We start from the raw sequence: 25387 nt of genomic DNA on the forward strand, positions 1-25387 counted from the left end.
GAGCCGAGTGGTTTGCACGCCAACCTCCAGGTGAATGTTTAGCTCCCCCGTTGCTCGCGTATTCAATCATGGTGGCGCGCAATGCTGTCTGATCCACACGGACGCGTTCCCCGCTATGTTTTCCCCGTTCGACTCGCGTGCTACCGGACATTCCGGGAGTTGCCCGTGGCTTGCCGAGAAGTCCGTACGGTCGGTTCCGCCCAGCGATCGGCCGCCCGACGTGAACCGCCCCACAGCCGTCGCGGGTGCGTGCGGGGTGCGGTTCGAGCGCATAAACTGTCTGGGACGTAGCCGGATGATGACCGAGAGGTGTTGTTTCGATGGGATCCCGGACGGTGGTCGCCGACGTCGCCGACGAATTGGCGCGCCGGGTCGCGACCGGCGAATACCGGCCCGGCGAACTGATGCCGTCGGTCCGCCAGGTCGCCGACGAATTCGGGATGAACCGGGCCACCGCGCAACTCACCCTCGGCAGGCTGGAGTCCTACGGCTTCGTCGAGGCCCGGCGCGGCAAAGGTTTCACCATCCGTGACGTCAGGGAAGAGGGCGGCATGGATGTCTATCGGCATCTGTTCCGGTTCTCCGTCACCGCGCCCGCCGTCGCCGCCGAGATGTTCACCGACATCGTCGAGGTGGAGCGCGGCATCGTGCTCGAGGCGTTGCTCGGCTACACCGCCGCCGAGAAGGTGCTCGATTCGGCGGAGCTCGCCGCCGCCGTCGACGAGCTCGAGGCGATGGCCCGGCAGAGCGTGCCCGACCACGTCCGGATCATCACCGCCGAGATCGCGCTGGTGCGCAAGTTGCTGGGCGTGCTCGGGATGAGCATGCAACGCGCCGTGCTGAATTCGGTCGCCGACATGGTCACCGAGGTGCCCGAGGCGGTCGCCGCCTACTTCGCCGTCGCCGCCGATCTGCACGTGCTCGTCTGGCGCGCGCTGCTAGCGGTGTGGGACGCCGACTCGGGCCCGTCCGAGGCGCAACTGGCCCTGTTCGAGGACCTGTTCGCGCTCTACCACCAGAAGGTCATCGCCCGCTTCGACGAACTCGTCGGCGCGACGCCGATCGAAACCACGGCCGCGACCGCCTGACCGCATCGTCTCAGCTGTCTGGGTCGGCGGGCTTGGTGGTCTCCACCTGGTGATACCACGGCAGGTGATGGCCCTGCGGCAGCATCGAATCGATGATGGGGCCGACATGCGGTGTCCGCGTCGAGGACAGGCCGGAGCCGACCATCACCCCGAGCGCGATCGACATCACCGACAGCAGCGCCGACACCACCACCTCGAGTCCGCTCGCCGCCGTGGTGCCGGTGGTGTGCAGAACCACCTCGGAGATCCCGGTCAGGCTGATGCCGCCCGGCACCAGCATCCAGAACGCGGGCAGGAAGGCCACCTGCCGCGGCGGGGCGTGCTTGCGGCCCTGGATCAGATACGCGGCGGGCACCGCGATGAGACCACCGAGGAACGCGCCGGTCAGCGGCCCCGACAGCGTCTTACCGACGAACTGCGCCAGGTAGGTGACGTAGAGGACCAGCAGCAGCCACCCCACCGAGTTCTGCGGCGCGCTCGATCGCCAGGAGTGTCCGAACCCGATCAGCAGCACCCCGATCACCGGCGCCCACCAGCCCAGCTGGGCCTGGCTCACCGCCGGATTCGACAGCGGTCCCAGCAGGCTGATGCCCACGTAGAGACCGAGGGCGAGCAGGAACAGCATGTTGATGCCGTAGACCACCCGGCTCGCGCCCGCGACCATCGACCCGGTCGCCAGCTCGATCGTGCCGTTGGTGAGCATCGCGCCCGGCAGCAGCGTGGCGATCGCCGGGATCACCAGCTGGGTCGGCTGACCACCCGACAGCGTGCCGGGAAAGCCGAACGCCAGCACCGCGACCAGCGCCGCCGCGACCACCGGCAGTGCCAGCGACAGCAGCCGCACCTTATCGGCGAGCTGGGTCAGCGCGCCGACGACGAGCCCGAGCACCACATAGCCCACCAGCGCCCTGGCCGCCGGATTGAGCATCATCCCCAGCCCGACGGTCAGCACCACCTGGCCGAGCAGGATCAGCCACGGCGGGCTGCCCGGTTCGGCCGACAGGATCGCGTCGAGCTCCTTCGACGCTTCCGTCGGCGGCGGCGCGTCCGCCTCGATGTGGTCGATGAGCCGGTAGAGCCCCGCGATCTGGTCCAGCGGCAGCGTGCCGACCGAGGCGTCGAGCATGTCGATCGCGGACCCGTCCGGGGTGCGCACGCGCACGAACACCGCGGTGGGCAGGACCATGAAGTGGATGTTGTCGGTGCCGTAGCGCTTGGACAGTTTGTCCAGGATCTCCTGCACGCGTGCCGAAGTCTCGCTGGCGCCGACGAGTGCCACGCCGATGCGGCACAGCAGATTCAGCAGGTCGGCGGGTACCGGCGGGTCGGCCGGACGCGGCGGCGCGGGCGGGCCGGCGATGTAGTCGGCCCGCACCCGGGCGATGGCGCGGGTGACCCGGCGCCGCGTCGCTGCCCAGGAAGAGCTCTTGCCGTCCGAAGCCATGTCACCGCCGCAGTGTTTTCGGAGCGCTGGCGCGCTCGAGTCGCGGCCCCTGGGTCTCGCCGATCAGATGCCGTCGCTTGCTCCTGCATCGCTTGCGTAACGGCACCTGATCGGCGAGACGGCCGCGACGGCCGCTTCGCGGCCTGCCCCTCCGCGAGGTCGGGGCGTGCGGACCGGGTTCATCGGGGCCGGGTAGACCGGTAGCTGGAAGGCTACCCGAGCCCCGTCGCTCAGCCGTTGAGCTTGGTCAGCCGGTCGCAGGCGGTGACGTACTCCTCGACGAGCCGGTTGACCACGTCGGCACTGCGCTCGATCTTGTTCATCATGCCGACGACCTGGCCGACCGGGTTGAAGTTCACGTCCTTGGCCGCCTCGGGGTAGCGGTGGCCGCGCTTCACACCGTCGAGGGCCACCATCATCTGCAGCGGCATCGGCAGCGGGTCGGGGTTCTCGGTGTCCTCCCACGCGTCGGTCCAGTCGTTGCGCAGCATGCGGCAGGGCTTGCCGGTCCAGGAGCGCGAACGGATGGTGTCGTGGCTGGTGGCGTCGAGGTAGGTGTCCATCTGCGCGGGCGGCACATTGGCCTCCTCGACGGTCAGCCACAGCGAGCCGGTCCACGCGCCCGCCGCGCCCATCGCCAGCGCCGCCGCGACCTGCGCGCCGTTGCCGATGCCGCCCGCGGCCAGCACCGGCGTATCGCCGATGGCCTCGATGACCTGCGGCCACAGCACCAGCGAGGACACCTCGCCGCAGTGCCCGCCGCCCTCGGTGCCCTGGCAGACCACGAAGTCCAGCCCGGCCGCCTTGTGGTTCATCGCGTGCTTGACCGACCCGCAGAGCGCGCCGATCACCCGGCCGGAGTCCTGGATGCGCTTGACGACGTCCTCGGGCGGGGTGCCGAGGGCGTTGGCGACCAGCTTGGCCTTCGGGTGGTTCAGGATCACGTCGACCTGCGGGCCCGCGGTGGTCGCGGTCCAGCCGAGCAGCTCGTTGTGGTGCTCACCGTCGGGCAGCGCGGGTACGCCGTGGTCGGCCAGGATCTTCTGGGCGAAGTCGCGATGGCCCTGCGGAACCATCTGCGCCAGCTGCTTTTCCAGCTGCTCGGGGGTCAGGCCCTCCACGCCCTTGCCCTCGTACTTCGACGGGATCACCAGGTCGACGCCGTAGATGCCGTTGACGTGCTCATCGAGCCAGGCCAGCTCCACTTCGAGCTGTTCGGCGGTGAAGCCGACGGCGCCGAGCACGCCGAGTCCGCCCGCGTTGCTCACCGCAGCCACGACGTCGCGGCAGTGAGTGAAGGCGAAGATGGGGAACTCGATGCCGAGTTGTTCGCAGAATTCGGTACGCATACCGAACTGTAACACGTTCTAGTTTGCCCGATAAGGGGCAATTTTCAGGCGGCCGCGTCCTCCAGTTCGGTCAGCGAATCCTCCAGGTGATCGAGCAGTCGATGCAGGTCGGGCAGGGTGCGTCGGCAGCCGACCAGGCCGAAATCGAGGTTGTCGCCATTCGAGGTGAGGGTGATGTTCACGGCCTGGCCGTCCAGCGGAATGGACAGCGGGTAGCTCGCGTCCAGTCGCGCGCCGTTCCAATACAGCGGCTCCCGCGCGCCCGGCACATTCGAGATGACGATGTTGAACGGCGGCGTCGCCATCGAGGCGAAGCCGGGCAGCAGCATCGCCGCCATCGGGCTCAGCATCACCCCGGCGACGGCGAGCGTCTGCGCGGGCGTCAGCGAGCGGTAGACCTCCTTGTTGCGCCGGGTCGACTCGCTCACCACCCGCAGCCGCTCCAGTGGATCGGCGATGTCGGTGCCCAGATTGCACAGCAGGGCCGCGATCTTCACGCCCTGGGTGTCGGTGTCGTCCTCGTCGCGCAGCGACATCGGCACCATCGCGATCATCGGCTTGTCCGGCAGCGCGTCGTGTTCGAGCAGGTAGGCGCGCAGCGCGCCCGCCGACATCGCCAGCACCACATCGTTGACGGTGGTGCCGGTCGCCTTCTTCACCTGCTTGACGCGGTCCATCGACCAGGTGCGCACCGCGCATTTGCGGGCGCCGCCGATCGGCACGTTGAACAGCGTGCGTGGCGCCTCGAACGGCAGCGTCAACTGCTGCTGGAGCAGCCCGGTGCGGGTCGCCCGCATCAGCGCGGCGGTCGAGGAACTCGCCGCGCCGAGGCCGCCGAGCAGTCCGCCCAGCCGGGAGCGCTGTTCGCGCGGCGCGTCCGGACGCTGCTTGCGCGGGAGGTTCCACGGCGTCTTGATCTCGGTCGCGAACGGGTCGGTGGTGAGCGTGCGCCGCAGTAGACGCTGCGCGGAGACACCGTCGATCAGCGAGTGGTGCATCTTCGAGTAGAGCGCGAACCGGCCGTCGGCCAGGCCCTCGACGAAATGCATCTCCCACATCGGGCGATGCCGGTCGAGCAGGGCGCTGTGCAGGGTCGAGGCGTGGTCGAGCAGCTGCCCGATCCGCCCCGGCGCCGGTAGCGCGCTGCGCTGTAGGTGGAAGTCCAGGTCGACGTCGTCGTCCTGGGTCCAGGCCAGCTGGGGTGCGCCGAGCCAGGTGGCGGGGCGCTTGCGGAAGGTGGGCCGGAAGGTTTTGTCGGCGAGCAGGATATCGCGGAACTCGCGCAGATAGTCCGGGCCCGCGTCCTCGGGCGGCTCGAACAATTGCAGTGAGCCCACGTGCATCGGGTGCTCACGGGATTCCGCGAGCAGGAACAGCGCATCCAACGGCGCGATGAACTCCATAACAGATCGCCCCCTGACGAGAGTGGTTCGGTGCAAGTCTGTAGACGATCGACCACGCTGTCGGGTCGGCACGGTGACGCATCACATGCCGCTTTCCAAGCTACCCGGCTCACCCCGCTCGCGTCAGGTGAACGACCACACCGCCGTACTACCCGACCTCGGAGGCGCGTTCCGCGAACCAGACGGGATGCTCGAGCGGATCAGGCGCAGGGGCACCGATGCCGCGCTAGGGGGTCAGACCTGGGCGGGCGCGGCCTGACGCGTCTCGACCGTGGCGTCGGTGAGGTCGGCGAGGTCGGCGATGCGCAGCTCGGCGGTCTGGTGCTCGACCGCCGGCTCGAAACCCGTTTCCTCGACGGGAGTTTCGGCGACCGGCTCGGCGACCTGCTCCGCGACCGGCTCGGGCGCCTGCGGCTCGGGCGCCGGAACCGGCGCGACGGCAGGGCCTTTCGTGGTGGCGATGTCGATGCCCAGTTCGATCCTGGTGGTCTCCACCAGTGCCCGCTCCTGCTCGGCCGCGTGCCGCATGGCCTTCTGCCACAGCGACGCCATCTCCTCGAGCTCCTCGACCGTGGCCTCCACGTCGATGTGCAGCTTCAGTCGCTGCATGGTGATGTGCTGGGCGGCGGTGAGGGTGCGGAGCAGGTCTTCGCACTTGTTCGGGATCCGGCGGTGCGCAACGACCCGCAGCCGGGTCAGCATGCCGTTGGGGCGATCCCAGATCACCTTGTGGATCTGGGCGCCGACGCTGTCGATCTCCTCCGTGGTGACGAGGTCCCACTCCCCGCAGCTGGTCAGATCGGCGCGCACCGAGGCCGAGGTCTCGAGGATCGAGGCGACCGCCGCGAGCACCGCCTCCCGGCGCCACGCCTCGTGATCGCGCTGGTCACCCACCATGTTCGACAGCTCGACATTGCGCTGCGCGGCGTCGAGTGCCTGCCTGCCGCGCTCGTCGGCCGCCGCGATGCCCTCGCGGTGGGTGCGGTTGTTGGCGATGACACCGACCAGAACTGCGGCGGCGACGACGAGCGAACCGAGGAGTGGGAGCCACTGAGTCACCAGCCGATCATTGCACCGAGGCACCGCGCAGTCATCATGATCGGCGCGTTGCCTGGCGATGTCGTACGGAGTGTCGCGGTCAGCGGGACGTGGGAACGCGGTGCAGGAAGCCGACGAGCGGCGCCAGTTCGGGGATCTGCTCGGCGTCCGAAAGCGCTTGTTCCAGTACCCGATCGTGCGTGGGACGCGCCTTTTCGTAGGCGGCCCTGCCGGTTTCGGTGAGCTCGGTGTAGATGCCGCGCCGGTCGTCCGCGCACAACACCCGGACCAGGAACCCGCGATCCTCGAGCCGGTTCACCAGCCGGGTCGTCGCGCTGGCCGACAGCGCCGCCGCGCGGGCCAGCTGCGAGATGCGCATGTGCCAGCCGTCCTGGCGGGCCAGGGCGTCGAGCACCGTGAATTCGACGACCGACAGTGCGTGCTCGCGCACCAGCTCGCGCTCGAGTGCGGTCTCGATGTGCCCGTGCAGCGCGGCCAGGGTGCGCCAGCCGGTCGCCCGCACCTCGACGGCGTCATCCGCAATACCCATGCGCCGAGTATAGCTGGCGGTTGCAATAGAGCGCGTGTGCAACTATCGTCGCCTAGCGTTAGTTGCACACGCGTGTTATCGGCGTAGAACGGAAGGAAGCGCTCACATGCCACTCGGTCTCATCGCCCTCGCGCTCGGGGGCTTCGGCATCGGACTCACCGAGTTCGTCATCGCCGGTCTGCTCTCGGCGGTGGCCGCCGACATGGGCGTCTCCGTGCCGACCGCCGGCTATCTCATCTCCGGTTACGCGCTGGCCGTCGTCGTCGGCGCGCTGGCGCTCACCCCGGTGGTCAATCGCTGGCAGCCCAAGCGGGCATTGCAGCTGCTCATGGTGCTGTTCACGGTGGGCAACGCCGCCTCGGCGCTGGCGCCCGGGTACGCGGCGTTGCTCGGCGGACGCGTGCTGGCGGCCCTGGCGCACGGCGCGTTCTTCGGCATCGGCGCGGTCCTGGCGGCCTCGCTGGTGGCGCCGGAGAAGAAGGCGGGCGCCATCTCGATCATGTTCGGCGGGCTCACCATCGCCAATGTCCTCGGCGTTCCGCTGGGCACCTTCATCGGTCAGCAGTGGGGCTGGCGGGCCACGTTCGCGGTGATCACCGTCGTCGGACTGGTCGCGCTGGCGGGCATCACCGCCCTCGTTCCGGACGCGCCCGCGTCGAGCGCCCGGCCGAACCTGCGCGCCGAGCTGTCGGTGTTCGGCAACACCCAGGTCTGGTACTCGCTGGCGATGACCGTGCTCGTCTTCGGCGGCATGTTCGGCGCCTTCATGTACATCGAACCGCTGCTGACCCGGGTCACCGGATTCTCCGACGGCGTGGTGCCGTGGCTGCTGGTGCTCTTCGGCGTCGGGCTGTTCTTCGGCAATCTGTTCGGCGGCCGCTGGGCCGACCGCGCGCTGACCCGCACCCTGCTCGCGCTCACCGTTGCCCTCGGGCTCGCGCTGGTCGCGTTCGCGCTGCTGGCCGACCACGAGATCGCCGCGATCCTGCTGCTACCCGCCATGGGCTTCTTCGGGTTCGGCGCGACGCCCGGCCTGCAGATGCGCGTGCTCGAGCATGCGGCCGACGCGCCCACGCTGGCGTCCTCGGCGAATATCGCCGCGTTCAATGTCGGCAATTTCCTCGGCGTCTGGCTGTCGGGCCTGGCGATCGGCGCGGGCTTCGGTTGGGTCTCGCCGCTGTGGGTCGGCGCCGGATTCGCCGTCACCGGGCTGGTCGTGCTGATCGCGGCCACGCGAGCCGACGCGCCCGGGGTGCGGGAGTCCGTGGCCGTCTAGTCGGTGTGGCCGGATGTTGACGAAAGATGTCACTCCGGCCACTCGGCTGACTACCGTGACAAATCATAGGATGACCCGGGCGAGTGCGGATCTCGCCGCGGAACGGAAACGGTGGTGATCGGTGAGTAAGCGCGGATGGGTGCTGTTCCTGGCGCTCGGCGTGATCTGGGGCGTGCCCTACGCGATGATCCGGATCGCGGTGGAGAGCATCGACCCGGTGGTCGTCGCCTTCGGGCGCACCGCGATCGGCGGACTGCTCCTGCTGCCGATCGCCCTGTATACCAATGCCTTCCGTGGCGTGCTCGCCCGCTGGCGAATGCTGCTGGCCTACACCGCGATCGAGATCGTCGGTCCGTGGGTGCTGCTCGGCTACGCCGAGCAGACCCTGCACAGCTCCACCGTCGGCCTGCTCGTGGCCGCGGTCCCGCTGATCGCGATCGTCATCGTGACGTTGCTCGGCCACGACCGCTTCGACGGCCGCCGCACGATCGGCCTGCTCATCGGCTTCGCCGGCGTCGCCGCGCTGGTCGGCCTGGATCTCGACCTGACCGACCCGATGGCGCTGACCGCCGTCGCGGTGACCACGGTCGGCTACGCCATCGGTCCGATCATCTACGACCGCACCCTGGCCGACCTGCCCGCGCTCGGCGTCGTCACGGCGTCGCTGCTGCTCGCCGCGCTCGTGTACACCCCGTTCACCGCCGCGTCCTGGCCCGCCCACATCCCCGCCGACGCCGCCTGGTCGATCCTCGGCCTTGCCGTGATCTGCACGGCCACCGCGTTTCTCGTCTTCTTCGCGCTCATCGCCGAGGTCGGCCCGGCGCGCGCCACCGTCATCACCTACATCAACCCCGCCGTCGCGATCGTGCTCGGCGTCGCCGCGCTGGGCGAACCGCTGACGATCGGCATGGCGATCGGGTTCCCGCTGGTCGTCATCGGGTCGATTATCGGCACCCGACGCACCACGCGGGTGCGCGACACGCTGCCCGCGCCGGTGCCCGAAGTCACCTCCTGACACGAAAATCCCCGGTGGGCAACGGATAACGCCGCCCACCGGGGATCGTTCGACCCGGATCAGTTCGTCGGTGCCGTGGTGGTCGTGGTGCTCGTCGGCGCGACGGTCGTGGTCGGTGCCACCGTCGTGGTCGGCGCGGGCGCCGAGGTGGTGGTCTTCGGCGCGGGGGCCTCGGCCTGGTTGGCCACCGGTTCCTGGGCCTGCGTCGTGGTCGACGGCGCGGTGGTCGACGGCGTCGTGGTGGACGGCGTCGTCGTCGTGCCGGTCGGCGAGGTGGTGGTCGGCGTCGTCGTCTCGGCGGCGCTGGTCGCCGACTTCGACGTCGTGGTGCTCGCCGCCGCCGCGGTGGTGGTCGTGGCCGGCTTGGTCGGCGCGGCCAGCGCGGCGGTCACATCGGCATCGGTGGGCGCCGACTTGGTATCCACCGTCTCGCCCGCCTGCGCCTGCTTGGCCAGGTGGGTCAGCCACGCCGCGGCGTACTCGGCCGAGGTCATCGGCTTGCCGTTGGCGGCGTCGGAATCACGCCAGTAGTCGAAGTGATGACCGGTGCCGTTGGGGCCCAGCGTCAGCTGGTACGGGTCGCTCAACGCCACCGGGATGGTGTTCTGGTTCGTCACGATCAGCCCGACGATCTCGTTGAACACCTTCTGCGGCAGGTACGCCAGCGGCGAGACCTGCTCGGCCGCGATGGTGTCGGCCTTGGCGGGCGCCTTGGTCTCGCCCGGCTTGTAGTCCGGATCCGACACCTTCAGCAGCACGTCGAGGAAGGTCTCGTCGCTGGCCATCCAGTTCGGGTTGGCGGCGATGTCGGAGAAGGCCGCCATCGCGATCCGGCCGAGGGTGAAGGCCATGTCCTGGCCGGTGGCCGGGGTCAGGCCGTCGCGCTGCAGGTCGTCGACGTTGATCTGGCGACCGACATTGGCGGCCAGCTGCAGCAGGGAGATGTTCTCCGGCGCCGCGCAGGTGAGGTCGCCCTCGGAGCAGAAGGAAGCGATCTTGCCGTTCAGCGCGCCGAAGCCGCCGCCGGTGGTCACGCCCTGGCCCGAGATGGGCTTGGTGCCGTTCTGGTACTTCTGATCGAAGCCGTCCGGGTTGGCGAACGGGTCTTCGGCGCCGATGAAGGTGCCGTCGCCCGCCTTGCGACCGGCGTCGGCGAACATCACGACGCCGAGCACGTCGTCGGGATCGACGACCGAGTAGCCGTCGGTGGGGTCGTCGTTGCCGATGCCCTCGGCGACGCGACGCACGACGTCGGCGCCCTCGCTGTAGCCGACGATGGAGAACTTGGTGTCCGGGCAGGCGGCGGAGATCTCGCGCATCACCTGCTGGGTGTTGGCCACGCCCTGGTTGACCGCGTCCTCATAGGTCCGCATGTCCGCCGGGTAGGCGATGTAGATCGCCGCGTACTCGCCCTCGGCGAGGTCGTCACGCGGCGCGTTCACCACCGGATCGACCCACACGCTGCTGTGATCGCCCGACAGCGCGGCGGGCAGCGGGTTGCCGTTGGCGTCGAGCAGCATCGCCGTCGTGCCCTCGACCGGGGTGTCGTTGCGGCCGGCGACCGAGATGGTCACCATCTCGCGGCACTCGGTCACGGAGGTGGTGAGCTGGTAGGTGGGGGACTCGGGCTGCGACGTCACCGCGAACGACGCGGCGACGATGGCCGCGACACCCAGCGCCGCCGGTGCGGCGACAGCCGAAGCGATGCGATGTTTCGCAAGGAACTCGCGCAGTTTCATTGTGTGATCCCGTTCGAATGACCTACAGGTGGGCAGGCCCCCCGACGGGCCGTTTGTCACGACCTTTGTCGTCCCACCTCGCGAGATCGTTACTGGCGCGAACAGGAATCACGTGCCCCCGTTTCCGGGGGCATCCGGCCAAGGGCGCGTTCTTCGCGCTGGTAGTGGCCGTTCACTTAGTCGCCTCAGCGGGGTCCGTTGGTATTCAGGAACACGACGACGCCGTCCCCGAACGCGCCGTCGGCGTCGAGCGCGAGGGTCGCCGCCATCGCCTTCGCGGTGTACACGGGTTCGAGGTGCAGCCCGGCATCGGCGGCCAGCGCGCCCGCCCGCTCGCCCTGCGGGGTGGGATGACCGTAGCCAGCGCCGAGCTGGTCCTCGACGAGGATCAACCGGTCGGCCGACAGCGTCAGCTCCGGCAGCCGCGCACCGCGTCTGCGCAGCAACGCCTCGGTCCGCCGGGCCGAGCGCAGCAGTGTCCTCGCGTCCAGCCGGAGCTGATCGTTGACGACCACCCCGACCACCCGCGTCGACAGCCCCGCCAGCTCGAGCCCGAGCAGCAGCCCGGCGGCGGTCCCGCCCGAGCCGATCGCGGTGACGATGTGCGTCGGCTCCGGCACGACCCCCGCCGCCACCTGATCGGCGAGTTCCAGCGCCGCCTCGACATAGCCGAGCACCCCGACCGTCGACGACCCACCGGCCGGCAGCAGGTACGGCGGCTTCCCGCCCGACGCGTGCTTGGCCAGCAGGTACGGCACCGCGGCGATCGTGCGTGCCTTGGTGTGCGTGAAATGCAGGGTGGCACCGCTGCGTTCGAGGCGCGCGAGCTGCGTCCGTACATGGTCGTCGACCGGCTGATCGACCAGCGCCAGCGCGGTGCGAAGCCCGTGCTCCCCGGCGTACAGCGCGGTCGCCAGACCCCAGTTCGTCCCGAGCCCGCCGACGGTCAGGATCGTGCGCCGTCCCCGCCGCAGGGCATCGGGCAGCAGCCACTCGAGCTTGCGCACCTTGTTCCCGCCCCACCCGCCGTCGCCGAACTCGCCGTCGTCGCTGAGCCACAAGCTGGCTCGGCCCACGGCGAGTTCAGGCAGCGGACGCAGCGGGGTCGGTCCGGTGCCCAGGCGCAGATGCGGCAGGGTGTCGTGGAGCTCCCCGAACCGTTGGTGCAGAAATGCGGTCATACCGTGACTAGATCATCACGCCCGTCACCGGTCGAGTCCCGCGACCTCGCGCACCGAGTCGGCGATGGCCCGGAAGTCCTTGCGCAGGATGGCGCCGTGGTTGCTCGCCACCTTCGCGCCGATGCGGATGTTCGGGTTGCGGGTGATCGCCGCGTCGAGTCCGCTGCGGATCTTCTCCTGCTCGTCACCCTTGCTGCCGAACGACGTGCCCGAGGCCACCACGTAGCGCACCGGCACGGTGATCGCGTCCAGTACCGGACTCAGCTCGCTGGTGCGGGACAGCTTGCCGAGCTCGATATTGCTCTCGGCCTGCTGGGCCGCGGTCATCCGCGGGGCCAGACCGGTCGGTCGCACCAGCGGCATGAACCAGCTCAGCCGCTTGAACAGGGTGCGGATCCGCTGCTCCATGGCGTCGTCGAGCCAGTCGTAGGGGAACGCGCCGTCGACGAGCACCGCGCCGATCGCCCGTTCCGGATTCCGTTCGGCCCAGTGCGCGCCCACGACCGCGCCGTAGGACCAGCCCACCACCAGTGCCCGGTCCACGCCCCTGGCCGCGAGCACCGCGTCGACATCCCGCACGGCGGCCTCGAACGAGTAGTCGGCGGACAGCTTCGACTTCTTGCCACGCGCCCGCTCGTCGAAGGTGATGTGCCGGAACCCGGGGCCCAGCTCGGCGATGGACTTGCGCCAGTAGCCCTGGGTGGCGAACTGCCCGTTCAGGTAGAGCACCGGGATTCCGTCGCCCCCGGTATCGGTGACGGCCAGCGCCGTATCGTCGACGGCCACCATGCCGGTCCAGGCGGTGTTCGGGGCGGTGTGTCGTGTGGTCATTCGGGATCACCCTCTCGGCTCGTGCTCGTGATTGCGACTACTGTCGCGAGCCGACCTGACACCGCCCTGACATCCACCTGACGCGGGCGCTGATACCGCTGCGCGCGGTTTCCCGCCGTCTCGGCGAGAACGCCATAGAATTGGCTATTCTGTCGAACCATATTTCGGAGGACACCAGGACAGTCGGATTTCCAGGTAACCAGGAAAGGTGACCAATGTCGGTTTCTCGGAATGTTCTGGTGTTCGTCTGCACGCTGGGTCTCCTGGCGGCGGCGTGTTCATCGAACGACACTGCGAAAGATTCGAACTCCACCTCGAGCGCGCGCCCGACGTTCTCCAGTGACGACCCGGCGAAAGCCGACGCCATCATGCGGATCGTCGACGACTACATGGCGGAAGCGCACCTGAAATCGGTGATCGTGCGCGTGACGATCGACGGCAAGGAGATCGTCACCGCGGCCAGAGGCGAGTCCATGACAGGCGTGCCGGCCACCACCGACATGCATTTCCGCAACGGCGCCGTCGCGATCTCCTACGTGTCGACCCTGCTGCTGATCCTGGCCGACGAGGGAAAACTGAGCCTCGACGACAAAGTCTCGAAATACCTGCCCGACATTCCCAACGCCGACCGCGTGAATCTGCGGCAGCTGGCCCAGATGACGTCCGGCTATCACGATTTCGTGCTCGGAAACGAGAAATTCGCCGAGATCGCGTTCGCGGATCCGTACAAGGCGTGGACCACCGAGGAACAACTCGCCCTCGCGATCAACGACCCCCTGTGGTTCGAGCCCGGCACCAACTGGGCTTACGCGCACACCAATTACGTGGTCCTCGGGCTGGTGCTGGCGAAGGTCACGGGTACCTCGCTCGCGAATGCCTTGCAGGACAAGGTGCTCGGCCCGCTCGATCTGAAGAACACCGTGCCCAACCTCACGCCCTACATCCCCGAGCCGGTCCTGCACTCGTTCACCTCCGAACGCCGCGCGTACTTCGACCTGCCGCCCGACGTCCCGTTCTACGAGGAATCGACCTACTGGAATCCGTCGTGGACGATCAGCCACGGCGCGATCCAGACGAGCGACATCTACGACCTCGAACGCAGTGCCGTCGCCATCGGCAGCGGCGAACTGCTGTCCGAGGAGTCGTACCGGGCGATGACCACCACCGACCTGCGCGGCAAGACGACAACGGTCCCCGGCTGCGTCAACTGCCGCCCGCTCGACGACTTCCAGACCTATGGTCTGGGCCTGTGGCTCACCGGCGACTGGTCCTACCAGAACCCGCTGTTCTTCGGCGGTGCCGCGGTCAACGCCTACCTGCCGTCGAAGAAGATCGCGATCGCGGTCGCCGTCACCTTCCTGCCCGAGGCCTTCAGCTCCTCGGGCGGCTACACCAACGGCGGCGACGCGCTGTTCCGCAAGATCGGCGCCTACCTCGCCCCCGACGACGCCCCGCCGGTCAAGAAGGACGTTCCGCCGCAGGGCGGGTCGTAGCCGATGGCCGACTGGGACGGCGCGGGCTACGCCCACATCAGCGCACTCCAGCGGACGATGGCGACGGACGCGGTGGCGTCCGTCGTCGTGACGGGCTCCGAGCGCGTGCTCGACGTGGGGTGCGGCGACGGCTATGTGACGCGGCTGATCGCGGCGCGAGTGCCCGGCGGCTCCGTCCTCGGCGTCGACCCGTCGCCCCGGATGATCGAGGTCGCCCGCACGGCCGACGACCAGCCCACCAACGTCGCCTTCCAGGTCGGCGACGTCACCACCATGACCTTCGACGCCGACTTCGACCTCGCGGTCTCGTTCAACGCCCTGCACTGGGTCGTCGACCAGGAGACCGCCTACCGCCACATCGCCGCGGCCCTCGCACCCGGCGGACAGGTGCTCGCGCAGTACGTCTGCGCCGGACCACGCCCGAGCATCGAGGACATCGCGATGGCGGTCACCGGCGACGCGCGCTGGTCGGCGGCCTTCGCCGATTTCCCCCGCCCCTACGTGCACATCGAACCCGACGCGTTGCCCGCGATCGCGGCGAACGCCGACCTCGAAGTCACCGCGCGATCCGTGACCGACCGGGAATGGGACTTCGGCTCCCGCGAAGCCTTCGCCCGTTGGTGCACAGTCGGTTTCGCGGACTGGACGGCCCGCCTACCCGCCGCCGACGTCCCGATCTTCGTGAATGAGGTCGTCGACCGCTACGAAGCGGTCATCGGCCGGCCGGGCCTGTTCCGCTTCTTGCAGCTGCGGGCCGAACTGTCGCGACGTGCGGACAGGTGAGAACTCGTCAGCTTTCGGCGAGCTGTGCGCGCAGCGTATCCATCCCCATTCCGCCCATACGTAATGCGCGGGTGTGGAATTCCTTCAGTGAGAACGATTCTCCCGCGCGAGCCCGCGCTTCGTCGCGCGCAGCGAGCCATCCGCGCTCCCCCAATTTGTAAGCGGGCGCCTGACCAGGCCAGCCCAGGTAGCGGTCGATCTCGAAGCGCGCCCTGGCCGGTTCGGTCAGCGCGCGGGTCAGCAGGAACTCCAGCCCGAGTTCCGGTGTCCACCGTTGGCCCTCGTGGAATCCGGTGCCGGCGGGAATGGTCGATTCCAGATGCATGCCGATATCTACGATCACCCGCGCGGCACGGAGCAATTGCTCGGCGAGCATGCCGAACCGGGCACCGTCATCGCTGAGGTAGCCGAGTTCGTACATGAGCCGTTCGGCGTACAGCGCCCACCCCTCACTGTGCCCGTCGACGAACGACATCATCCGCTGGTATCTGTTCAGCTCGTCTGCCGTGAGCACCACGATCGCGTGCAGATGATGCCCCGGCACCCCCTCGTGATAGACGACGCTGACCTCCCGCCATGTGGTGAACTGCTCCTTGCCCGCCTCCAGCGACCACCACATGCGCCCAGGCCGCCGCAGGTCCTCGCTCGGTCCGAGGTAGTACGCGCCGACACCCCCACCGGGCGCCGCGATCTTGCACTCCAGTCGGGCAACCTGCTCCGGAATGTCGAAGTGATTGCCGCGTAATGCGTTCAGCGCCGCATCGGAAGTGCGCTGTAACCATTCCTCGAATGCGGCCGCACCGTCCACCCGATATTTCGGATCGGCATCGAGCACCGCCGCCGTCTCGGCCGGTGTCTTCCCCGGCGCGATACGCGCGGCGACGGCGCGCATTTCGGCTTCGATCGCGGAGAATTCGCGCCAGCCCCAGTCGTAGGCTTCCTCTAGATCGAACTCGGCACCGGTGAAATACCGCGACCACAGCAGATAGGTACGCTCGCCCACCGCATCCGCGGCAGGGGCCTGCGGCGCCAGCACGCCGCGCAGGAATCCGGCGAACTCGTCATAGGCCGAATCAGCCGCGCGCGCGTTCCGTTCCAGCTCCTCCAGCGGTGCACCCGCCACGCCACTCGCACCGGCGATCAATCCGGTGAAGAAGCCCATTTCGCCGCGGCTTCCCGCCCACGCTTCTGCTTGTTCGGCGGTCTTGTCGATCTGCCGCCGAGCGGATATCCGGCCGTTCTCGGCCGCCGCAAGCAAGGAAGCCCGCACCCCGAAGAGGGCTGCAGGCACCTGCTCGAGCCGCACGGTGATCGCCTCCCAATCCGCGCCCGTCTCGGTGGCCATCAGATCGAACACCATCCGGATGTCCTGTACCGGACTGGCGATCACGTTGAGCGACGCCAGTCGTAGCCCGGCATCCTGTACTTCGAGTTCTATCCCCAGCCGTTCACAGAACACCGCCTTGGCGACCCGTTCACTATCGGTGGTCGGTTCGATCGCGACCATGCTGCGCAACGCATTCCGGACGATCGCGGCCCGAAGGCGATGTCCCGCAGGCGAATAGTCGGTCAGCCGATCCTCGAACCCGGCGATCCCGAACAACGTCGCCATAACCGGATCGGCGGCCGCGTACTCCTCGACGAACCGATCGCAGACCTCATGCACCCCCGGAGCGGATTCCATGCCAGGCACGCTAACCGAGGCGTCCGGAGGCTAGCCCCTGGCCATGTCCACGAAACGGCTCAGGTGGAGCTGGTGGGCGACGGTGATGGTGGCGGTGGGGCCGTTACGGTGCTTGCCGACGATGAGGTCGGCTTCGCCGCCGCGCGGGTCGTCGCGTTCGAAGGCGTCGGGGCGGTGCAGCAGGATGACCATGTCGGCGTCCTGTTCCAGCGAGCCGGACTCACGGAGGTCGGACACCATGGGGCGCTTGTCGGTTCGCTGTTCCGGACCACGGTTCAGCTGCGAGATCGCAATGACGGGAACCTCGAGTTCCTTGGCCAGCAGCTTGAGATGTCGCGAGAATTCCGAGACTTCCTGCTGTCGCGATTCGACCTTCTTGCCCGAGCTCATCAGCTGCAGGTAGTCCACCACCACGAGTTTCAGGTCATGGCGCTGCTTGAGCCGCCGCGCCTTGGCCCGGATCTCCATCATGGTCAGGTTCGGCGAGTCGTCGACGAACAACGGCGCCTCACTGATCTCGCTCATCCGCCGAGCCAGCTTGGTCCAGTCGTCGTCACTCATCCGCCCCGACCGCATATCACCGAGCTTGATCTTCGCCTCCGCCGACAACAGACGCATGACGATCTCGGTCCGGCTCATCTCGAGCGAGAAGATGACACTCGCCATCCCATGCTTGATCGAGCAACTCCGCATGAAATCCATTCCCAGCGTGGAGTTGTGGGTCGGGACCATCGAGCGGCCGGCCAGGTAGAGGTGATCGGCATTGTCGACCTCGACGCAGCGCACGGGGACGGAATCAATGGGGCGCACGTCGACGATGTGGCGCGAGTTCGACCGTGCGGTGTTGCGTGCGGCGCGGCGTTCCTTGTGCAGCAGCGCCTTCCGGTACAGGCCGAACACCTCGTCGTCGGTGGCGAAGGTGAGTGTGTAGCAGGTCGACGACTGCTCGGACCGGCCGCGCACCCGCTGGGTGGTGACGCCGCAGCGGTAGCCGAGGGAGACGACGAGTTCCTCGACATCACGGAATAGGCGCTCGTCGGTGACGGCGAACTGCACGGACCCGCCGAGCGTGACGGTCCCGTCGGTGTCGAGCAGGCCGGCCAGCAGCGCCCGGCGCTGCGCTTCGGAAGCGCGCAGGTAGTCGGTCGGGATGTGCTTGTCGCCCAGCACCGAGAGGGTGCGCATCCGGGCCTGCACACTGCCCGCCGAGTTCCGGCACACCTGGCACAGCCGCAGCCCGATCGACGGGCCGCCGCACTGGGCGCAGGTCGGCGCCGGGACCGGGTCGGAAACGAATCGCGCTCTCCCACCGCAGGAACGGCCACAGGTACGGACCTCGCTGGTGAACGGCACGAACTCGGTACCACACACCACGCAGGCACGGGCCCGCACCGGTTCGGGGGCGGGCAGCGTGAGCTGGTAGCGGCCGGGCGCGGACGGCGAGGGCGCCGCGACGATGCCTTCGCCCTCGATCCGCGCGACGATCTCCGGGTCGGAGCACGTCAGCTGCGCGGCCGCGGCGGTGCCGTCGCCCAGCCAGGCACCGAGGGTGTACGGCGGTACCAGCAGATCGCGGGCGGGCAGCTGTAGCGGCCGGGTGTTCGTGACGGAATGGTTGAGCCTGCGGTCGGCGGTGGCGCAGCGCAGGGTGTTCGCGATCTCGGCGGTGGTGCGAACGCCGGCCGCCACCGGAGTGCGCCGCGGTCGGCCCGCGGCCGCTTCCTGCGCGGATCGCCGGGACTCCCGAGTCTCGGTGAGCCACTGGTGCTGTTCGTCGGCGACGAGCACCGTCCCATCGGAGAATTCGACTTCGTAGCAGGGTCGGCCGGTCATGACCTCGGTCGCGGCGACCACCCGGGTGGGGTGGCCGTCGGCGTCGAGCAGCTCGTCACCGACGCGGACCTCGCCCATCGTCGTCCACCCGGTCGGCGTCGGCAGCGGGGTGTCCAGCGCCAGCGCCTTACCGACACCGGGGCGGGCGGCGACGATGATCATCTGGCCTGCGTGCAGGCCGTTGGTGAGTTCGTCGAGTTCGGTGAAGCCGGTGGGGACGCCGAGGGAGATGCCGCCGCGGGAGGCGATGGAGTCGATCTCGTCCATGGTGGGCTGGAGGAGTTCTTCCAGCGGGGTGAAGTCCTCGGTGGTGCGGCGCTCGGTGACCTCGTAGATCTCGGCCTGGGCGCGGTCGACGACCTCGGCGACGTCCTGGCCGTCGGCGCCCGCGTAGCCGAACTGGACGATGCGGGTGCCCGCCTCGACGAGGCGGCGCAGGATGGCCTTCTCGGCGACGATCTCGGCGTAGAAGCCGGCGTTGGCGGCGGTCGGGACGGTCTGGGTCAGAGTGACCAGGTAGGGCGGGCCGCCGATGCGCTTGAGCTCGCCGCGGCGGTCGAGGCCCGCGGCGACGGTGACGGGGTCGGCGGGTTCGCCGCGGCCGTACAGGTCGAGGATGGTGTCGTAGACGGCCTGGTGGGCGGGGCGGTAGAAGTCGCCGGGGCGCAGCACCTCGACCACGTCGGCGATGGCGTCCTTGCTCAGCAGCATGCCGCCGAGCACCGACTGCTCCGCGGCCATGTCGTGCGGGGGCTGGCGGCCGAAGTCCTCGCCGGGGGGTTCGGGCGGGAAGTCCGTATGCGCGCGGTCACCGGTGGTAGTCACCAGAATCGACCGTCCTCTCTGCCCGCAGAACCGGGGGTTTCACATCGATGAACTCGTTGTACTCCCGGGCACCGACACGGATGTCAGCAATCGGTTGCCTGCGTGATTCCCGGGGTCGCGCGCAGGGCGATGCGACGAACCTAGGCGACGTTTCGGGGCGCCGCCAACCCCATATGTGCACACAACTGTGGATAACTTGGGGGTAGTTCACCCAGTGTTGTGCAGCTCCTGTGGAAAACGTGGGGAAAACCCAGGTCAGTGCAGTGGAACGCCCTGCTAGGCCCCGTTTTACCCAACTCTCCACCTGTGGATGAAAGAAGTTCCGGCGTGTCGGTCAAGGTGAACGGCCGGGCGTGTTGGGTAAACAGCGATGGTGCAGGCTATGACTGGAGTCACAAATCTGCCGGTCGGTTTCCGCAACCATCCACAGGCTGGATAACGGGAGGTCAGCGGATTGCCGACCGTCGGCCGCCTACTGTGACCTGCGCGGGAGTGATTTCCGGCTACCGACCAGTTATCGCTATATGGCCCGCGAAAAGGCAACGAGAAACCACCCCCGTGTCGAACACGGGGGTGGTTCTCAGCGAACTCAGTTCGCGGCAACCTCGAGGTTGAACTTGGCAGCCACGTCGGGGTGCAGGTGCACCACGATGCCGTGCTTGCCGGTCGCCTTGATGTGCGACTTCGGCAGCTCGATGCTGCGCTTGTCCACCACGGGGCCACCGGCAGCCTTGATGGCGGCGGCGACATCGGCGGTGGTGACCGAGCCGAACAGCTTGCCGCTGTCGGCGGTCTTCACGGCCAGCGAGACCGACTCCAGGCCCTCGATGGCCTGCTTCAGCTCGTTGGCGTGATCGAGGTCGCGCACCTTGCGGGCGTCCTGCGCCCGGCGGATGCCCTCGACCTGCTTCTGGGCGCCACGGGTGGCCACGATGGCCAGACCGCGGGGCAGCAGGAAGTTGCGGCCGTAGCCGTCCTTGACCTCGACGAGATCGCCCGGGGCACCGAGGTTGTCGACATCAGCGGTGAGGATGAGCTTCATCTGTCTGACTCCCTTTCTCAGCGAGCGGTCGACACGTAAGGCAGCAGGGCCACCTCACGCGAGTTCTTGACGGCGACAGCGATATCACGCTGGTGCTGGACGCAGTTGCCGGTGACGCGGCGGGCGCGGATCTTGCCGCGATCGCTGACGTACTTACGCAGCAGCGTGGTGTCCTTGTAATCGATATTGACGATTCCGGACTTGCTCTCCTTGCAGAAAGTGCAAGCCTTCTTCTTCAGCACCTTTTCGCGCGCGGGCGCTTTAGGCATGGTCTTCTCTCCGTACTATGAGTGCCGTTCCTCAGAACGGCGGTTCGTCATCCATGCGGCCGCCGCCCCCGAAGGAGCCGGCCGCGGGCGCGCTACCCCACGGATCGTCGTTGCCGGCGTTTCCGCCGCCCGACTGTCCGCCGCCGTTGTTGGCGTTGTAGCCGCCTGCGCTTGCACCACCACCGGCATTGCCGGAACCGCCACCGAAGCCACCGCCTCCGCCGCCGCGACCGGCCTTGGAGACCTTGGCAGTCGCGTAGCGCAGCGAGGGGCCGACCTCGTCGACCTCGAGTTCGACGACCGTGCGCTTCTCACCCTCGCGGGTTTCGTAGGAGCGCTGCTTGAGCCGTCCGCTCACGATCACGCGAGCGCCTCGGGTCAGGCTCTCGGCGACGTTCTCCGCTGCTTCACGCCAGATGTTGCAGCGCAGGAACAGGGCCTCGCCGTCTTTCCATTCGTTCGAATTGCGATCGAACACGCGGGGAGTCGAAGCGACGGTGAAATTCGCCACCGCTGCGCCCGCGGGCGTGAAACGAAGCTCAGGGTCTGCCGTCAAGTTTCCGATGACGGTGATGACCGTGTCGCCTGCCATGGGGGTTCCTCCTGCTCGGGGTGCAGTCCGCGTCTCGCTGTCGCGCTAGAGCCTAAAGATAGGTACCGACGAAAACGAGAGTTTGCTCTGCGGACTACTTGTCGTTGCGCAGAACCTTGGTGCGCAGCACCGTCTCGTTCAGGCCCAGCTGGCGATCGAGCTCGCTCACGGTGGCCGGGGTCGCGGTCAGTTCGACGACCGCGTAGATGCCTTCGGCCTGCTTGGCGATCTCGTAGGCGAGCCGGCGGCGGCCCCAGATGTCGACCTTGTCGACCTTGCCGCCCTCGGTCTTGACGACGTTGAGCAGGTTATCCAGGGACTGCCCGACGATGCGCTCGTCCAGGCTGGGGTCGAGGATGACCATCACTTCATAATGACGCACGGACCAATCACCTCCTGTGGACTAGGAAACGGCCATGGACTCTCCATGGCAGGAGGGTTCGTTGCGTCAGCAACCCGGTAAGGCTACATGAGCGGGCCCTGAGCAGCGAAATCGATCTTCGCCGCGGGTGTGCGCGGGTGATCGGCGCGTCGCCGCATAATGTGGTCGCCATGACCACGGCCGCCGACGCGCAGCAGCGCACCGCACGCGGCGCGGCGCGGGCGACGGCCCTGACATTCCTCGTCGTGCTGCTGTGCGGGCTCACCCTCGCGATGGCCTATGCCAACAAGGCGCGATGCGCGGGCGGGGCGATCGACGAATCCGGTCGCAGCCAGATATTCGATGTCCGCAAGGATGCGGATGTCTGCTATTCGGATATCCAGTTCCTTTGGCTCGGCCGCGATATCGACAATCACGTCTTCCCGTATGTGGACGGCGGGATCACCGAGGACGGCGCGCTCACCGGCGGCGCGGTGGAGTACCCGGTGCTCAGCGGCGTGCTCATGTGGGCGGGCGCGATCGGGGTCACCAACGACGCGGATTTCCTCTGGCACTCGGCGCTGCTGCTCACGCCGTTCGCGCTGCTCACGGCCTGGATGCTGGTACGGCTGGCCGGCCCGGCCGCGCTGCTGTGGGCGATCGGGCCGCCGCTGGTGCTCTACGCCTTCCACAACTGGGAACTGCCGGTGGTGTGCACGGCGGTGGCGGCGGTCTACGTGATGACGATGCTGACCGGCCTGTCGGTGCGCACCCGCGGGATCATCGCCGCGGTGCTGCTCGCGCTCGGCTTCTGTCTCAAGCTCTATCCGGGAATCTTCGTGCTCCCGCTGGCGATGTACGTGCTCACCGAGGGCGCGCCGCGCGGCCCGCGCCGGCTGCGCGAGCTCGATGTGGCGGGCGCGGCGCAGACGCTGCTGGCGGCGATGGGCACGGTGGCCGCGGTGAATCTGCCGTTCATGGTGGCCGGTGCCGACGGCTGGCGCGCCTCGATCACCTTCCAGCAGCTGCGTCAGGCCGACATCACCACCAATTCGATCTGGTACTGGGGCCACCAGCTGATCTTCGGCCGCGACGCCGAGACGAGCACCACCTGGCATGACCTGGTCGCCATCGCCTCACCGGCGCTGATCCTGGCGTCGTTCGTGCTCGCGCTGTGGCTCGGCGTCCGCCGCTGGACCCCCACCTCCCCGTTCCCGTGGGTCGGCGTGAGCGGCGCGATGCTGTGCGGCTTCATGCTTTTCCACAAGGTCCACTCCCCCCAGTACACCCTGTGGATAATTCCGTTCCTGGTCCTGTTCGAGGTCCCGTGGTCGCTGGTGGCGGCCTACCTCGTCGCCGACGCGGCCGTCGGCATCGGCGTCTTCCGCTACTTCTACGCCCTTGGCGTCGGCGAGGGCGTCGACCTCACCGAGGGCATCGTCCAATTCGGCGTCTGGCTCCGCACCGCCCTGCTCATCGCCCTCTTCTTCCTCTTCCTCCGCGCCGAACTCCGCGGCCGCCGCACCCCCACCCCGCACGAATCCCCCACCGCCGCACGAGAACTCCAAGCGGTGGGCTGACGAACGACAGCGGCGGCGGATCCCCGTCCGGGATCCGCCGCCGCTATGACTGTTCGTCCTGTCGCCGCCTCAGCTGACCGGGGCGGCTTCCTTCGATTCGTCGATCGCGTCCGGCTCGTTCTTGCGGTTGCGCAGGATCGAGGAGATGAACGCGGCGCCGATGAAGGCGACGCCGACGAGGCCGGTGATGAGCTCGTTGACGTGGACGCCGATGGAGACCAGCAGGATCGCGGCCAGGGCGCCGATCGCCCAGTGGGCGCCGTGCTCCAGGTACACGTACTCCGACAGGGTGCCCTGGCGGACCAGGTACACCGTGATCGACCGGACGAACATGGCGCCGATGAAGCCGAGGCCCAGCGCGATGATGATCGGGTCGGAGGTGATCGCGAACGCGCCGATGACGCCGTCGAAGGAGAACGACGCGTCGAGCACCTCGAGGTACAGGAACAGGAAGAACGCGGCCTTGCCCGTGGCCTTGACCAGGGTCGACGGGCCGGAGCTCTCCAGGTCCTCGGTGTGGAACATCGAGCCGAGGCCGTCGACCGCGATGTAGACGATCATGCCGAGCAGGCCGGCGACCAGCACGGTCGACCGGTCCTCCTCCTTGGCCAGGAACTCCGAGGTCAGGATCAGGCCGGTGCCGGCGACGACCACGGACAGCATGTCGAGCTTGCCCGCCTTGGCCAGGGGGCGTTCCAGCCAGCCGAGCCAGGTGATCTCACGCTCTTCGAAGATGAAGTTCAGGAACAGCAGCGCGAGGAACATGCCGCCGAACGCCGCGATCTGCGGGTGCGCGTCGGTCAGCAGGGTTTCGTAGCTGGGGCTGCCGTCGGGGAAGTAGGCGGCGTCGTCGGCCGGCGGGTTGAGGGCCAGGTCGAACGCTTCGATCGGACCGAGCCCGGCGGTGATCCACACGATGGCCAGCGGGAAGATCAGTCGCATGCCGAACACGGCGATGATGACGCCGATGGTCAGGAAGATCCGCTGCCAGAACTCGCTCATCCGTTCCAGGACGGTGGCGTTGATGACGGCGTTGTCGAACGACAGCGACACCTCGAGGATACCGAGGATCGCGCACAGTGCCAGCGCGGTCGGGCCTCCGTAGAGGAAGGCTACGACCAGCGAAATCACCGTGATGACGATGGACATGCCGAAGATGCGCGTAATCACGCGGAGGGACCTTTCTGTGTCACACGGACAGGGGGCCCGGTCAGTCGAGCCCCCTGCTCGCGATGGTGACTAGACGTTGACGCCGTAGTCGCGGGCGATACCGGCCAGGCCGGAAGCGTAGCCCTGCCCGATGGCGCGGAACTTCCACTCGGCGCCGTTGCGGTACAGCTCGCCGAAGACCATAGCGGTCTCGGTGGAGGCGTCCTCGGACAGGTCGTAGCGGGCCAGCTCGGTGCCGTTGGCCCGGTCGACGACGCGGATGTAGGCGTTGCGCACCTGGCCGAACGACTGCGAGCGGGTCTCCGCGTCGTAGATCGAGACGGGGAAGAAGATGCTCTCGATGGTCGGCGGCGTGTTGGCCAGGTCGACGTTGATGACCTCGTCGTCGCCCTCGCCCTCACCGGTGGTGTTGTCGCCGGCGTGCTCGATGGCACCCTCGGGGGACTTCAGGTTGTTGAAGAACACGAAGTGCTTGTCGGAGACGACCTTCTTGTCGGCGCCGGTCGCGATCGCGCTGGCGTCGAGGTCGAAGTCGGTGCCGGTGGTGGTGCGCACGTCCCAGCCGAGGCCGACCGCGACCGCGGTCAGGTTCGGGGCCTCTTTGGTCAGCGAGACATTGCCGCCCTTGGACAGACTGACACCCATGCGGGAATCCCTTCGGTTAGTCCGGTGTGTCGTTTCCCAGCATGTCCGAATCGCCGGGTACGGCTACGACAGTAATAGGTTTCGGGGATCTTGCGTAGGAACGAGCTGGAGCCCAGGTGAACGCGGGGAATCTCCTACCATCGGGGCAGTGCGTGGTCGGGTCGCCGCGCGGTTGGCGAAAGGGGATGTGCCGATG

Annotated in this window: 22 protein-coding genes; 6 read left to right on the forward strand and 16 right to left on the reverse strand. The window is 68.2% G+C overall.

Annotated features, from left to right (window positions below):
- Positions 1-320 precede the first annotated feature (320 nt).
- Entirely contained in the window at positions 321-1088 is a 768-nt protein-coding gene (locus ATM97_RS13710; protein WP_218718388.1) for a GntR family transcriptional regulator, read from the forward strand.
- A 10-nt stretch (positions 1089-1098) separates the two neighbouring features.
- On the opposite strand, the gene ATM97_RS13715 is transcribed toward ATM97_RS13710, so the two are convergent.
- The 5 genes from ATM97_RS13715 to ATM97_RS13735 all read right to left on the reverse strand — a co-directional run bounded on the left by ATM97_RS13715 (position 1099) and on the right by ATM97_RS13735 (position 6872).
- On the reverse strand, positions 1099-2532 hold the full coding sequence (locus tag ATM97_RS13715) for a threonine/serine exporter ThrE family protein (protein WP_218718389.1): 1434 nt from the start codon (positions 2530-2532) through the stop codon (positions 1099-1101).
- Positions 2533-2762: 230 nt separating this feature from the next.
- On the reverse strand, positions 2763-3881 hold the full coding sequence (locus tag ATM97_RS13720) for a nitronate monooxygenase family protein (protein ID WP_218718390.1): 1119 nt from the start codon (positions 3879-3881) through the stop codon (positions 2763-2765).
- A 44-nt stretch (positions 3882-3925) separates the two neighbouring features.
- A complete protein-coding gene (locus ATM97_RS13725) occupies positions 3926-5284 on the reverse strand; it encodes a wax ester/triacylglycerol synthase family O-acyltransferase (protein WP_218718391.1) in 1359 nt (452 codons plus the stop codon).
- Positions 5285-5518: 234 nt separating this feature from the next.
- The gene (locus ATM97_RS13730; RefSeq protein ID WP_218718392.1) at positions 5519-6343 is read right to left on the reverse strand and encodes a hypothetical protein; all 825 of its coding nucleotides are present in this window, start codon (positions 6341-6343) and stop codon (positions 5519-5521) included.
- 79 nt (positions 6344-6422) lie between these two features.
- A complete protein-coding gene (locus ATM97_RS13735) occupies positions 6423-6872 on the reverse strand; it encodes a MarR family winged helix-turn-helix transcriptional regulator (RefSeq protein ID WP_218718393.1) in 450 nt (149 codons plus the stop codon).
- 106 nt (positions 6873-6978) lie between these two features.
- Between ATM97_RS13735 and ATM97_RS13740 the strand changes: the two genes are divergently transcribed.
- Complete coding sequence (locus ATM97_RS13740; RefSeq protein ID WP_218718394.1) at positions 6979-8148, forward strand: MFS transporter; 1170 nt, start codon at positions 6979-6981, stop codon at positions 8146-8148.
- Between the two features lie 121 nt (positions 8149-8269).
- A complete protein-coding gene (locus ATM97_RS13745; protein ID WP_218718395.1) occupies positions 8270-9163 on the forward strand; it encodes a DMT family transporter in 894 nt (297 codons plus the stop codon).
- A gap of 59 nt (positions 9164-9222) precedes the next feature.
- On the opposite strand, the gene ATM97_RS13750 is transcribed toward ATM97_RS13745, so the two are convergent.
- The 3 genes from ATM97_RS13750 to ATM97_RS13760 form a co-directional block, all read right to left on the reverse strand.
- Positions 9223-10902, reverse strand: a complete 1680-nt coding sequence (locus tag ATM97_RS13750; RefSeq protein WP_218718396.1) for a cutinase family protein — start codon at positions 10900-10902, stop codon at positions 9223-9225.
- A gap of 185 nt (positions 10903-11087) precedes the next feature.
- Positions 11088-12083 carry a 1-aminocyclopropane-1-carboxylate deaminase/D-cysteine desulfhydrase gene (locus tag ATM97_RS13755; RefSeq protein ID WP_218718397.1) on the reverse strand — a complete coding sequence of 332 codons (996 nt, stop codon included), beginning with the start codon at positions 12081-12083 and terminating at the stop codon, positions 11088-11090.
- Between the two features lie 24 nt (positions 12084-12107).
- Positions 12108-12914 (reverse strand): alpha/beta fold hydrolase, encoded by an 807-nt coding sequence (locus ATM97_RS13760; RefSeq protein ID WP_218718398.1) that lies wholly within the window; start codon positions 12912-12914, stop codon positions 12108-12110.
- A 215-nt stretch (positions 12915-13129) separates the two neighbouring features.
- Here ATM97_RS13760 and ATM97_RS13765 point away from each other — a divergent pair, with 215 nt between their 5' ends.
- Together ATM97_RS13765 and ATM97_RS13770 are read left to right on the forward strand one after the other, a co-directional pair.
- Positions 13130-14407, forward strand: coding sequence for a serine hydrolase (locus tag ATM97_RS13765; RefSeq protein ID WP_218718399.1), 1278 nt, complete (start codon positions 13130-13132; stop codon positions 14405-14407).
- A 3-nt stretch (positions 14408-14410) separates the two neighbouring features.
- A complete protein-coding gene (locus ATM97_RS13770) occupies positions 14411-15190 on the forward strand; it encodes a trans-aconitate 2-methyltransferase (protein WP_218718400.1) in 780 nt (259 codons plus the stop codon).
- A 7-nt stretch (positions 15191-15197) separates the two neighbouring features.
- On the opposite strand, the gene ATM97_RS13775 is transcribed toward ATM97_RS13770, so the two are convergent.
- From ATM97_RS13775 to rpsF, 6 genes are all read right to left on the reverse strand, one after another.
- Positions 15198-16874, reverse strand: a complete 1677-nt coding sequence (locus tag ATM97_RS13775) for a DUF885 domain-containing protein (protein WP_218718401.1) — start codon at positions 16872-16874, stop codon at positions 15198-15200.
- A gap of 30 nt (positions 16875-16904) precedes the next feature.
- A complete protein-coding gene (gene dnaB / locus ATM97_RS13780) occupies positions 16905-19532 on the reverse strand; it encodes a replicative DNA helicase (RefSeq protein WP_218718402.1) in 2628 nt (875 codons plus the stop codon).
- Positions 19533-20121: 589 nt separating this feature from the next.
- Positions 20122-20574: a 50S ribosomal protein L9 gene (rplI, locus tag ATM97_RS13785; RefSeq protein WP_218718403.1), complete on the reverse strand. Its 453-nt coding sequence runs from the start codon at positions 20572-20574 to the stop codon at positions 20122-20124.
- Positions 20575-20591: 17 nt separating this feature from the next.
- Positions 20592-20843 (reverse strand): 30S ribosomal protein S18, encoded by a 252-nt coding sequence (gene rpsR, locus ATM97_RS13790; RefSeq protein ID WP_019050001.1) that lies wholly within the window; start codon positions 20841-20843, stop codon positions 20592-20594.
- A 31-nt stretch (positions 20844-20874) separates the two neighbouring features.
- Entirely contained in the window at positions 20875-21435 is a 561-nt protein-coding gene (locus ATM97_RS13795; RefSeq protein WP_218718404.1) for a single-stranded DNA-binding protein, read from the reverse strand.
- Positions 21436-21529: 94 nt separating this feature from the next.
- Positions 21530-21817 carry a 30S ribosomal protein S6 gene (rpsF, locus tag ATM97_RS13800; protein ID WP_022565973.1) on the reverse strand — a complete coding sequence of 96 codons (288 nt, stop codon included), beginning with the start codon at positions 21815-21817 and terminating at the stop codon, positions 21530-21532.
- Positions 21818-21987: 170 nt separating this feature from the next.
- On the opposite strand from rpsF, the gene ATM97_RS13805 reads away from it, so the two are divergent.
- Entirely contained in the window at positions 21988-23376 is a 1389-nt protein-coding gene (locus ATM97_RS13805; protein WP_218718405.1) for a glycosyltransferase family 87 protein, read from the forward strand.
- 69 nt (positions 23377-23445) lie between these two features.
- Here the strand turns inward: ATM97_RS13805 and ATM97_RS13810 are convergent, their stop codons facing one another.
- A complete protein-coding gene (locus tag ATM97_RS13810; RefSeq protein ID WP_218718406.1) occupies positions 23446-24546 on the reverse strand; it encodes a DUF475 domain-containing protein in 1101 nt (366 codons plus the stop codon).
- Positions 24547-24615: 69 nt separating this feature from the next.
- Entirely contained in the window at positions 24616-25191 is a 576-nt protein-coding gene (locus ATM97_RS13815; RefSeq protein WP_019049996.1) for a TerD family protein, read from the reverse strand.
- Positions 25192-25387 lie beyond the last annotated feature (196 nt).

It is taken from the genome of Nocardia sp. MH4, from assembly GCF_019266065.1.
Taxonomy (GTDB): domain Bacteria; phylum Actinomycetota; class Actinomycetes; order Mycobacteriales; family Mycobacteriaceae; genus Nocardia; species Nocardia canadensis.

Excerpts from the sequence above, each read along its gene's own strand:
- ATM97_RS13710 (WP_218718388.1), top strand. The coding sequence starts at position 321 with ATGGGATCCCGGACGGTGGTCGCCGACGTCGCCGACGAATTGGCGCGC.
- ATM97_RS13715 (WP_218718389.1), bottom strand. The coding sequence starts at position 2,532 with ATGGCTTCGGACGGCAAGAGCTCTTCCTGGGCAGCGACGCGGCGCCGG.
- ATM97_RS13720 (WP_218718390.1), bottom strand. The coding sequence starts at position 3,881 with ATGCGTACCGAATTCTGCGAACAACTCGGCATCGAGTTCCCCATCTTC.
- ATM97_RS13725 (WP_218718391.1), bottom strand. The coding sequence starts at position 5,284 with ATGGAGTTCATCGCGCCGTTGGATGCGCTGTTCCTGCTCGCGGAATCC.
- ATM97_RS13735 (WP_218718393.1), bottom strand. The coding sequence starts at position 6,872 with ATGGGTATTGCGGATGACGCCGTCGAGGTGCGGGCGACCGGCTGGCGC.
- ATM97_RS13740 (WP_218718394.1), top strand. The coding sequence starts at position 6,979 with ATGCCACTCGGTCTCATCGCCCTCGCGCTCGGGGGCTTCGGCATCGGA.
- ATM97_RS13750 (WP_218718396.1), bottom strand. The coding sequence starts at position 10,902 with ATGAAACTGCGCGAGTTCCTTGCGAAACATCGCATCGCTTCGGCTGTC.
- ATM97_RS13755 (WP_218718397.1), bottom strand. The coding sequence starts at position 12,083 with ATGACCGCATTTCTGCACCAACGGTTCGGGGAGCTCCACGACACCCTG.
- ATM97_RS13760 (WP_218718398.1), bottom strand. The coding sequence starts at position 12,914 with ATGACCACACGACACACCGCCCCGAACACCGCCTGGACCGGCATGGTG.
- ATM97_RS13765 (WP_218718399.1), top strand. The coding sequence starts at position 13,130 with ATGTCGGTTTCTCGGAATGTTCTGGTGTTCGTCTGCACGCTGGGTCTC.
- ATM97_RS13770 (WP_218718400.1), top strand. The coding sequence starts at position 14,411 with ATGGCCGACTGGGACGGCGCGGGCTACGCCCACATCAGCGCACTCCAG.
- ATM97_RS13775 (WP_218718401.1), bottom strand. The coding sequence starts at position 16,874 with ATGGAATCCGCTCCGGGGGTGCATGAGGTCTGCGATCGGTTCGTCGAG.
- rplI (WP_218718403.1), bottom strand. The coding sequence starts at position 20,574 with ATGAAGCTCATCCTCACCGCTGATGTCGACAACCTCGGTGCCCCGGGC.
- rpsR (WP_019050001.1), bottom strand. The coding sequence starts at position 20,843 with ATGCCTAAAGCGCCCGCGCGCGAAAAGGTGCTGAAGAAGAAGGCTTGC.
- ATM97_RS13795 (WP_218718404.1), bottom strand. The coding sequence starts at position 21,435 with ATGGCAGGCGACACGGTCATCACCGTCATCGGAAACTTGACGGCAGAC.
- ATM97_RS13805 (WP_218718405.1), top strand. The coding sequence starts at position 21,988 with ATGACCACGGCCGCCGACGCGCAGCAGCGCACCGCACGCGGCGCGGCG.
- ATM97_RS13815 (WP_019049996.1), bottom strand. The coding sequence starts at position 25,191 with ATGGGTGTCAGTCTGTCCAAGGGCGGCAATGTCTCGCTGACCAAAGAG.